Below are 11101 nucleotides of genomic sequence, written 5' to 3'. Positions count from 1 at the left end.
AATCAACGGACGTGTTTTTTATTTTATTTCCTCGTTTTGGGTAGTCAGCTAATAGCTGAGATATTTTGCTTATAAAATCAATATTTTGCAAATGCTCGGGTGTTTGTAAATTATACTGAGAAGCTTAGTCTTGGAATAAATGTTTCGAAATGAATGTTATCCATTGGCACTTCTAATTTTTGTAATTCCGTAATCATTGCTTTTAGGAACGAGTTACCACCACATACGTAAACTTCCGTTTCGTCATCAAGATATTGTTTTAATTGTTCTGCATCTATAAAGCCGTCTTGGTCGCGGAAGTGTTTATCAAATTGTGCTATTGAAGATTTAGCCGTAATGTCTTCTAATTTTTCTTCAAAAGCTACATTCTGAGCATTAGATGTTGATTGAAGGAATGTTGCAGTTAAATCAGCATCAACCGCTTCTTGATACATTGAAACGAGTGGTGTAACACCAACGCCAGAGCCTAAGAATAATTGTTTATTAGCTTTATTTGCTAAACCAAATCCACCTACAGGCGCAGATAGCAGCAATGTATCCCCTACGTTAACTTCATCATGTAACACTGTGGATACTTCGCCTTCATGCTCTTCTGTAACGTCTCTACGTACACCGAATGTTAAGAAATCTTTATCTCCATCAACAATAGAGTAATGTCTTTTAGCTCTGTACGGTAATTTTTCACTAGATATATCAACTGTAATATATTGACCTGGTATAAACTGACTTAAGTCAATTTCATCTGATGTTACTGTGAAAGATTTAATCATGTCAGTTTCTTCAGTAATATTTGTTACAGTGAATGGTTTAAAACCATCCCAAGCCATTTTACTGTATACATCTTTTTCTAAATTGATAAACGCATCTGCAATTGCTCCGTACGCTTTAATCCAAGTTTGAATAATTGGATCATCTTCATTTAAACCAGTTTCTTGTTGGATGGCCCATATTAAATTTTCTCCTACAATTGGATAGTGTTCTGCTTTTACTTGCAATGCGCAATGTTTGTATACAACTGGCATGATTGCAGGAACGATAGGTGATAAATCTTCAATGTTTTCAGCTGCTGCTAACACTGCCATTGCTAAAGCAGAAGATTGTAGCCCTCTTTTTTGGTTCGTTTGATTGAATACGTTTTTTAATTCAGGGTGTTGTTCGAATAATCTTTTATAGAAAGTTGATGTAATCGTCTGCCCTTTATCTTTTAATAATGGCACAGTTTCTCTAATTATTTGTACCTCTTCTTGAGTTAACATAAAACCCCTCCTAATTATTTCGTCATCCCCATTATTGTACTAAGTGAACGTTCTTACAACAAATTTTATGTTGATTTCACAGAAACTTCACATTCAATATTCATTAATTTGTAACTTTTATTTTTATTATTAAATAACACAATATTCAACTTATTAGTGCTTCTATTTATAAGGTTATATCACTTAAATTATAAATATAATTTTTATCAGGAGTTATTATAGTTGCTAATTAATTTTTAGAAGACTAAAATTCTGATTGAAAATGAATCATCTTCTAGGAGGAATTAAATATGCAAATCTCAAAAATAATTAACGCTATGATTTTAGATATGGACACAAACACACCTTATTTAGGCACACTTATAATCAATAACGGCATCATCACAGATATTATTACTCAAGACGAAAAGGTTAAAAACCCAGATGCAATTGATTTAAATGGCCAATATATTATACCTGGATTTATCGATACGCATAGTCATCCAACCGCTTATGGAATGACCAAATTAATGGTCAATTGTGCTGATTCTAATATTAAAAATATGGATGATATCATTGCTATTTTTAAAACACAAAAAGAGCATTTAACTCATGACGGTTGGTTGATTGGTTATGGTTACAACGAGAAAGATCTAGATGAACAAAGACATCCAAACCGCTATGATTTAGATCAAATATCTACGGATACCGCAATTGCTGTTATGCATTATTCAGGACATATGGCAACTGCAAATACAAAAGCACTTGAACTCATGGGTATTGGTTTTACAGATGACAATCCTGAAGGCGGTTATTATGAGCGTGATAATGAAGGTAAAGTTAACGGTGTATTAATCGAAATGCCTGCTACAGAAAAATTAATGTCAGTTCTGCCAGAACCCACACCTGAAGATATTGCGCACCGAATGAACTTAGCCGTTGATGATTATGTTAAAAGTGGTATCACGAACACTTCTGATTTATTAATTGGTAACAAAGGCGAAACAGACTATGAGGGCGTATTAACTTTTTTAAAACAACCACAACGCATACGCACACGTTGGATGATAACCCATCAATTACTAGAACATCACCCTAAGTTTCAAGACGTTCACGCTGATACGATTGAACGCGATTTTCAAACCTATAGTAATCATATGAGTCATCTTGGCGGTGTGAAATTTTTCAATGATGGTTCAATACAATTACAAACTGCTTCTATTAGAGGAGCCTACTTAGATGGCACTGAACCACCAAAACCTTTATTGAAACAACACCATATGATTGAAAAGTTCAAACACTTCCAGCAGTTAGGTTATAATATTGTTACACACGCTAATGGTGATGCCGCAGCTTCAGCGGTTATTGAAGCGTATAAAAAAACAGCGGAATTTAAAACTAACCCATTATGTAACAGAATCGAACATTTACAAACTATTTCAAAATCAGACATACAAGAAATGGTAAAACACCATATTGGCGGATCATTCTTTATTAATCATGTTTATTATTTTGGAGACTTACATCGAGATGTATTTTTAGGTAATGATAAGGCACAAAATTTAAACCCTGTGAAATGGGCAGAAGATAGCGGTATGACTTTTACGCTTCATACAGATGCCCCTGTGACACCAATATCTCCTTTAGAGTCTATTCAAATTGCTGTAGATAGAAAAACTAAAGATGGCGACACTCTAGGAGAACACCAACGTTTAACACGTGATGAAGCTTTTAAAAAAATGACAGCAGACGCTGCTAAATTAAACCATACAGAACAAAGTGAAGGCACGATTAAAGCTGGAAAAGTTGCCGATTTTGTTGTATTAAATCAAAATCCATTAGATACGCATACAACATTAAATAATTCGCTTATCGAAATGACAATCTGTAATGGGCAAGTTGTTTACAAGAAATAAGCCTTCCTTCTCATTCAATAATCAAGAGACAAAGCGATCAATATCTCTGCTTTGAGTTTTATATAGGTAGTAGGTGACTGGAATGAAAATACGCTTATAAGCAAAACAAGCTTTTTTCACTCCTAGTCATCTTTGCTTTAGCGATATCGTAACGCTTATTGCGGATCATGGTTTCTGTCTTATTCTTCTTTATATTTTTCATTAAGTTGATGGATTAATCTTTTAAATTCTGCTTCAGATTTAAACTCGAATGTTATCTGTCCCTTTTTATGCTTTGTAGATATCATAACATTTGCACCATATTGTTCTTTTAATTGGCGCTCTTGTTGTTGAATAAACTTAGGCTTTGAAGCGGGTTGTGATGAAGTGCTTTGCTTTGTCTTACCATCATTACATGTGTTCACATATTGCTCGAGTGAACGTACGCTCCAAGACTCCCGGGAGGCTTGATGAGCTATTTTTTTTACTTTTTGCTTATCTTTTATCGCTAGTAAGGTGCGACCATGAGCCCCTGAAAGCTTGCCGTCTTTCACCATCCCAGTGACTTCTTTAGGTAATTGGAGTAAACGTAACATATTAGCTATGTATGGTCTAGATTTGCTCAAACGCGTTGCAATGTCTTGCTGTGTAAGTTTTAAATCCTCCATTAACTTTTTGTAACTTTCTGCTTCTTCTATAGCGTTTAAATCTTCACGTTGGAGATTCTCAATCACGGCGAGTTCCATCATATCTTCATCAGTTAATTCTTTAATTATTGCTGGTATATGAGTCAACCCAGCTATCTTTGAAGCTCTATACCGACGTTCCCCTACTACAATGTTGTAACCCGCTATGGTTTTTCTTAACACGATAGGTTGCAAAATACCATGCAGTTGAATTGATTCAGCTAAATCCTTCAAGCGTGCTTGATCGAATGTTTTTCTGGGTTGATAAGGGTTTGCTTTGATTTTTTGAATTTCAATTTCATTGACTTGAGCATTTTGATCTAATTTAAGACGTTCATCTATTGAATCTCTCATCGTGTACACCTACTTTCCTGACAAATATAACCTTTTTATTTAATCCTAGTATATCATCACTGTCACAATGAAAAACATAATTCGGAATTATTGATTAAATCTAAATTTTCAGATAAATTGTTGACAAAAGTCATTTAAGTGTGTAACCTAAAATGTAACAAATTCGAAATAGCAACACACAGTAATAAGGAAAGTAGAATTTACACTGCTGACACAGAGAGTCTTCGCTTGCTGAAAGGAGACACAGAAAGAAAGTTTGAAAATGGCCTTTGAGTGTTGATGCCAATATGAGGTATCAACGGGTTCGCCCGTTACAGCGATACAGTATTAACATTTTGTTAAATGGCGTACTGGATTATGCCACGCGTCGGATATGTTGTTAATACTCATTTTACATTTAGCTAAAGTGGGTTTTTTATTTAAACATATTACGATAGCACAATTCAGTACATGTGTGTAAGACAATTTGGCGTACTGGATAAGATTACTTTAGTGATAAAGTAATAAACAAAGGTGGTACCGCGAGCTAAGCTTTCGTCCTTTACATCCGATTTATTCGGGTTTAAAGGACGAAAGCTTTTTTTATTTTTAAAGGAGGTTATTTGTATTATGAAAAATACTGAACTATCACAAATAGCACTTACACATGATTCAACTGGCGCAATTGCAAACCCAATTTATTTATCAACTGCTTATCAGCATCCGCATTTAGGGGAATCAACAGGCTTTGATTATACAAGAACTAAAAACCCAACACGCTCAGCATTTGAAGAAGCCTTTGCTAAGTTAGAACGTGGCACTGCTTCATTTGCTACTGCAAGTGGTATGGCAGCTATACAATTAATATGTAATTTATTTAAAGCAGGTGACGAAATCTTAGTATCATTTGATTTATACGGAGGCACGTTTAGACTATTTGATTTTTATGAAAAACAATATGGTGTTCACTTCAAATACGTAGATTTTTTAAACTATGAAGCAGTAAAGGAAAGCATTACAGATCATACTAAAGCATTATTCATTGAAACAATTTCAAACCCACAAATGTTAGAAGTAGACGTTGACCCTTATTATGTATTAAGTAAAGAACATCATTTATTAACGATTATAGACAATACATTTTTAACACCTTATCTATCGACACCGCTTGAAGATGGTGCGGATATCGTACTACATTCGGCTACAAAGTATATAGGTGGGCATAATGATGTACTTGCTGGTGTAGTTACAGTTAAAGACCCTCATTTAGCTGAACAATTAGGTGAATTCCACAATATGATCGGTGCAACTTTATCACCTTTTGACAGTTATTTATTACAGCGTGGGCTAAAGACATTACATTTAAGAATGGACCGTTCAGAATACAATGCCAAATTGCTAGCAGAACGATGTTGTAACTTAAAAGGTATTGATCAAGTCTTATATTGTGGGCGCACAGGCATGTTGAGCTTACGGTTAGATAAAAATTATAAAGCGGATAAATTTTTAGAAAGCTTACAAGTTTGTATTTTTGCAGAAAGTTTAGGCGGCACTGAAACATTCATTACCTTCCCATATACGCAAACACATGTCGATATGCCTGATGAGGAAAAGGACAAACGTGGTATTGACGAACATTTACTTAGACTATCTATCGGTGTTGAAAATTACGAAGATATTGAAAAAGATATTATTCAAGCATTAGAAAAAGCTAAAGAAGGAGTGATTTCATGAGTTTATCAAAAGAAACAGAAGTGATATTCGATGCTAATAGAGGTGTTGATTATGATTCAGCTAATCCTCCTTTATATGCATCTTCAACTTTTCATCAAAAAGTTTTAGGTGGCGACGCTAAATATGATTATGCGCGCAGTGGTAACCCTAATCGTGCGCTATTAGAAGAAAAGTTAGCTGCACTTGAAGGTGGCGATTATGCATTTGCTTATGCATCTGGTATCGCTGCTATTTCAGCTGTATTACTCACATTAAATTCTGGTGATCATGTTATCCTTCCAGACGATGTCTATGGCGGTACTTTCCGGTTAACTGAACAAATATTAACACGTTTCAACATTCAATTTACTACAGTAGATACAACACACTTACAAGAAATCGAACAAGCCATTCAATCAAATACAAAACTCGTATATATTGAAACGCCATCCAATCCATTATTTAAAATCACGGATATTAAAGGTGTCGCACAAATTGCTGAACAGCATAAACTATTGCTTGCTGTAGATAATACATTTATGACACCCCTTGGCCAATCGCCTTTAGCATTAGGTGCAGATATTGTCGTTCATAGTGCTACCAAATTCTTAGGTGGCCATAGCGATATCATTGCAGGTGCTGCTATAACTAGTAATAAAGAAGTAGCTGATGCACTTTATTTATTACAAAATGGCACAGGGACCGCGTTATCTGCACATGATAGCTGGACTTTATCTCAACATTTAAAAACGTTATCTGTGCGTTTTAACCAATCTGTTGAAAATGCTCAAAAACTTTATACATTCTTATCACAACGTGAAGAAATTGCAGAAGTTTATTACCCGGGGAATGATGCATTACACCTATCTCAAGCAAGTCATGGCGGTGCCGTTTTAGGCTTAAGGTTAAAAGACGAAACAAAAGCACAAGCATTTGTAGATGCACTCACGTTACCACTCGTTTCTGTCAGCTTAGGCGGAGTTGAAACAATTCTGTCTCACCCGGCTACAATGTCTCATGCTGCCGTACCAAAAGAAGTTCGTGAAGCACGTCATATTACGTTTGGATTATTTAGATTAAGTGTAGGTTTAGAAAATGCAGATGAGTTAATAGCAGACTTGAACTATGCACTGAAGGAGGCCTTCAATGAGTCAACTAATCAACAAACTGAAACAGAATATTTTAGTCGCTGATGGTGCTATGGGAACAATTCTATATTCAGATGGTTTAGATACGTGTCCAGAAGCATATAACCTAACCCACCCTGAAAAAATAGAACGCATACACCGGTCCTATATTGAATCTGGAGCAGATATTATCCAAACCAATACGTATGGCGCAAATTTTGAAAAATTAAAATTATTTGGTTTAGAACATAAAGTGAAAGACATACACAAAGCCGCAGTACAGATTGCTAAAAAAGCAGCTAACAATGAAACATTTATATTAGGTACTGTTGGCGGGTTTAGAGGTGTAAAACAAGAACCTTTAAGTTTAGAGGCCATTCAATACCACACTGAAATACAAGTAGATACACTAGTCGAAGAAGGCATCGACGGTTTACTATTCGAAACATATTACGATTTAGAAGAACTCACCAATATCATCAAGGCTACAAAGCAAAAACATAATATACCTATTGTCGCACAGTTAACAGCTTTAAACACAAACTATTTAAGAGATGGCACAGAAATCAATACGGCGTTACAACAAGTTGTAAATAGCGGCGCAGATATCGTAGGGCTGAATTGCCATCACGGCCCACACCACATGCAGCAATCATTTTCACATATTGAATTGCCTGAGCATGCCTATCTGTCTTGCTACCCAAATGCAAGTTTATTAGATATTGAAAATAGTCAATTCAAATATAGTGATAACGCTGAATACTTTGGTAAAGTCGCCAAACAATTGATTAATGAAGGTGTTCGAATTATCGGGGGCTGTTGCGGTACAACACCTGAACATATTCAATTTATCAAGTCTTCAATAGCCAACTTAGAACCAGTCACTCATAAAAACGTCATACCTATTAAAAAATATAACAGTTGCTCACGTACACAGACCAAACAGCAAAACTTAACAACCAAAGTCAAACAACGTCCGACCATTATCGTCGAATTAGACACACCTAAGCACTTAGATACAGAATTATTTTTCAGAAATATCAAAAAACTTGATGATGCACATATTGATGCAGTGACATTAGCAGACAATTCATTAGCCACTGTACGCATTAGTAACGTTGCAGCTGCAAGTATTATCAAGCAACAATATACTATTGAGCCATTAGTTCATATTACGTGTCGTGATCGTAATCTCATTGGTTTACAGTCACATTTATTAGGACTATCACTACTTAATGTCAATGAAGTTTTAACGATTACTGGAGACCCATCAAAAATAGGTCACTTACCTGGCGCAACAAACGTTTATGATGTGAACTCCAAAGGTTTAACAGAAATTGCATTGCGCTTTAATAAAGGTATTAACACAGATGGTGATGCGCTGAAGACAAAGACAAACTTCAACATCGCAGGTGCTTTTGATCCAAATGTTCGAAAGTTAGAAGGTTCAGTAAAGCGTGCTGAGAAAAAGATAGAAAGCGGTACGCACTACTTTATTACACAACCGGTCTACAGCACTGAAAAAATCAAAGAAATATATGAAGCAACCAAACATTTAGATGTGCCATTCTTTATTGGTATTATGCCAGTCACTAGTTATAATAACGCATTATTTTTACATAACGAAGTACCTGGCATTAAGCTATCAGAAGCAATTTTAGAACAATTTGAAGCTGTTAAGGATGACAAAGAAAAAACGAAAGCATTAAGCCTAAAGCTTTCGAAAGAACTCATAGACACCGTTCATAAATATTTTAATGGCTTGTATTTAATTACACCGTTCCAGAAAGTAGATTACTCTTTAGAACTTGCGTCATATTCACAATCAATTACTTCAAGTAAACAGGAGGCAATATTATGACAATTCAAACATCAAATTTAGGTTTCCCAAGATTAGGTAGAAAAAGAGAATGGAAAAAAACGATTGAAAGTTACTGGGCTAATAAAATAGATACTGACACACTCAACCAACAATTAACAGACTTGCATAAAGAGAATTTATTATTGCAAAAGAACTATAATTTAACGAGTGTACCTGTCGGAGACTTTGCACTTTATGATCATATTCTTGATACTTCACTACTATTTAATATTATTCCTGAACGTTTCCAAGGTAGAGAAGTAAATAATGATTTATTATTCGATATTGCCAGAGGTAATAAAGAACATGTTGCAAGTGCGTTAATTAAATGGTTCAACACAAACTACCATTATATTGTACCTGAATGGGATAATGCAGAACCAAAACTTAACCACAACGTATTATTAGATCGATTCAACTATGCACAGTCTATCAATGTAAATGCGCACCCAGTTATTGTAGGCCCAATTACATTTGTAAAACTCTCTAAAGGCGGCGCTCAATCATTTGAAGAAAAAGTAAATACATTATTGCCTTTATATAAAGAAGTACTACAATCTTTAGTAGATGCTGGTGCTGAATATATTCAAATTGATGAACCTGTACTTGTTGAAGATGATAGCGCAGCATACGAAGATGTTACGCGTACTGCTTATAACTATTTTGCAGAAGAAGGATTAAGTCATTACCTTGCCATTCAAACTTATTTTGAACGTGTAAACTTAAAATTCCTAAATAGTTTACCTGTAAAAGGGTTAGGTTTAGATTTTGTACACGATAACGGCTATAATTTAGCACAAATCAAAGCTGGTGACTTAGACAAAGACAAAACACTCTATGCTGGTATCATTGATGGTCGTAACGTGTGGGCTGCAGACATTGAAGCTAAAAAATCACTGATTGAAACATTACAAAATCATACAAATGATCTTGTTATTCAACCTTCATCTTCATTATTGCATGTACCAGTCTCATTAGACGATGAAACATTAGATGAGTCAATCGCTGAGGGTTTAAGCTTTGCTACTGAAAAATTAGACGAATTAGATGCTTTAAGACGACTATTTAATGACAATGACAGTCAAAAATTTGATGTGCTTCAAACACGTTATGAGCGTTTCCAAAATCAATCTTTCAAAAACCTTGAATATGATTTTGACCGTGCACGCACTACGAGACAATCGCCATTTAAAGTACGTAAAAAAGCGCAAGACGCACGTTTTAACTTGCCTGACTTGCCTACAACGACGATTGGTTCGTTCCCACAATCGCAAGAAGTAAGAAAGTTCCGTGCTGATTGGAAGAATAGCCGTATTACAGATGAAGATTATAAATCTTTCCTAAAAAATGAAATTGCCCGTTGGATTAAAATACAAGAAGATATCGGATTAGATGTCTTAGTACATGGTGAATTTGAGCGAAATGACATGGTAGAATTCTTCGGAGAAAAATTACAAGGTTTCTTAGTAACTAGGTTTGGTTGGGTGCAATCTTACGGATCTCGTGCAGTGAAGCCACCCATCATCTATGGTGATGTAAAGTGGTCAGAACCTTTAACTGTTAAAGAAACACTTTATGCACAAAGTTTAACGAATAAACCAGTAAAAGGTATGCTTACTGGACCAGTAACAATCTTAAATTGGTCATTTGAACGCGTAGATTTACCACGTGAAGAAGTTCAAGATCAAATTGCATTAGCCATTAACGAAGAAGTCTTGGCACTAGAAAAAGCTGGTATTCAAATTATTCAAGTGGATGAACCTGCATTAAGAGAAGGTTTACCGTTACGTTCAGAATATCATGAAGACTACCTTAATAAAGCCGTACGCTCATTCAAACTAGCTACATCTTCTGTTGCCGATGAAACGCAAATTCATACACATATGTGCTATTCTCAATTTGGTCAAATTATCCATGCTATCTATGATTTAGATGCAGATGTCATTTCAATTGAAACATCTCGTAGCCATGGTGATTTAATTAAAGACTTCGAAGATATTACTTACGATTTAGGTATTGGATTAGGGGTATATGATATTCATAGTCCACGTATTCCTACCGAAGCTGAAATTACAGAAGCCATCAACCGTGCTTTACAAGAAATTGACCGTTCTTTATTCTGGGTAAACCCAGACTGCGGTTTAAAAACGCGTAAAGAAGATGAAGTTAAAGAAGCCTTAACTGTACTTGTAAATTCAGTAGATAAATTACGTAAATCAACAAATCCAGCAACAGTTTAATAATTAATGAT

Annotated in this window: 7 protein-coding genes and 1 other annotated feature; of the genes, 5 read left to right on the top strand and 2 right to left on the bottom strand. The window is 35.1% G+C overall.

Annotated features, from left to right (window positions below; all coding sequences use genetic code 11):
• Positions 1–110 precede the first annotated feature (110 nt).
• A complete protein-coding gene (locus KA894_RS05455; RefSeq protein ID WP_119487877.1) occupies positions 111–1256 on the bottom strand; it encodes a globin domain-containing protein in 1146 nt (381 codons plus the stop codon).
• Between the two features lie 290 nt (positions 1257–1546).
• Between KA894_RS05455 and KA894_RS05450 the strand changes: the two genes are divergently transcribed.
• The gene (locus KA894_RS05450; RefSeq protein WP_119487878.1) at positions 1547–3151 is read left to right on the top strand and encodes an amidohydrolase; all 1605 of its coding nucleotides are present in this window, start codon (positions 1547–1549) and stop codon (positions 3149–3151) included.
• Positions 3152–3330: 179 nt separating this feature from the next.
• On the opposite strand, the gene KA894_RS05445 is transcribed toward KA894_RS05450, so the two are convergent.
• Positions 3331–4170 (bottom strand): ParB/RepB/Spo0J family partition protein, encoded by an 840-nt coding sequence (locus tag KA894_RS05445; protein WP_103372644.1) that lies wholly within the window; start codon positions 4168–4170, stop codon positions 3331–3333.
• A gap of 172 nt (positions 4171–4342) precedes the next feature.
• Positions 4343–4715 (top strand) — a binding site (T-box leader).
• Positions 4716–4779: 64 nt separating this feature from the next.
• Between KA894_RS05445 and KA894_RS05440 the strand changes: the two genes are divergently transcribed.
• The 4 genes from KA894_RS05440 to metE are packed head-to-tail and all read left to right on the top strand — an operon-like array spanning position 4780 to position 11090.
• Positions 4780–5883, top strand: coding sequence for a PLP-dependent transferase (locus tag KA894_RS05440; RefSeq protein WP_103372643.1), 1104 nt, complete (start codon positions 4780–4782; stop codon positions 5881–5883).
• The gene (metC, locus tag KA894_RS05435) at positions 5880–7055 is read left to right on the top strand and encodes a cystathionine beta-lyase MetC (RefSeq protein WP_107643860.1); all 1176 of its coding nucleotides are present in this window, start codon (positions 5880–5882) and stop codon (positions 7053–7055) included. Before KA894_RS05440 ends, metC begins: the two co-directional genes overlap by 4 nt.
• Positions 7009–8850, top strand: a complete 1842-nt coding sequence (locus tag KA894_RS05430; RefSeq protein ID WP_119487880.1) for a bifunctional homocysteine S-methyltransferase/methylenetetrahydrofolate reductase — start codon at positions 7009–7011, stop codon at positions 8848–8850. Before metC ends, KA894_RS05430 begins: the two co-directional genes overlap by 47 nt.
• A complete protein-coding gene (gene metE, locus KA894_RS05425) occupies positions 8844–11090 on the top strand; it encodes a 5-methyltetrahydropteroyltriglutamate--homocysteine S-methyltransferase (protein WP_119487881.1) in 2247 nt (748 codons plus the stop codon). The genes KA894_RS05430 and metE overlap by 7 nt, the downstream gene beginning before the upstream one ends.
• Positions 11091–11101: the final 11 nt, after the last annotated feature.

It is taken from the genome of Staphylococcus sp. GDY8P131P, from assembly GCF_017891975.1.
GTDB lineage: Bacteria > Bacillota > Bacilli > Staphylococcales > Staphylococcaceae > Staphylococcus > Staphylococcus nepalensis.
Note: the sequence above shows the minus strand (reverse complement) of the source record. Positions and strands in the feature narration are given on the sequence as shown.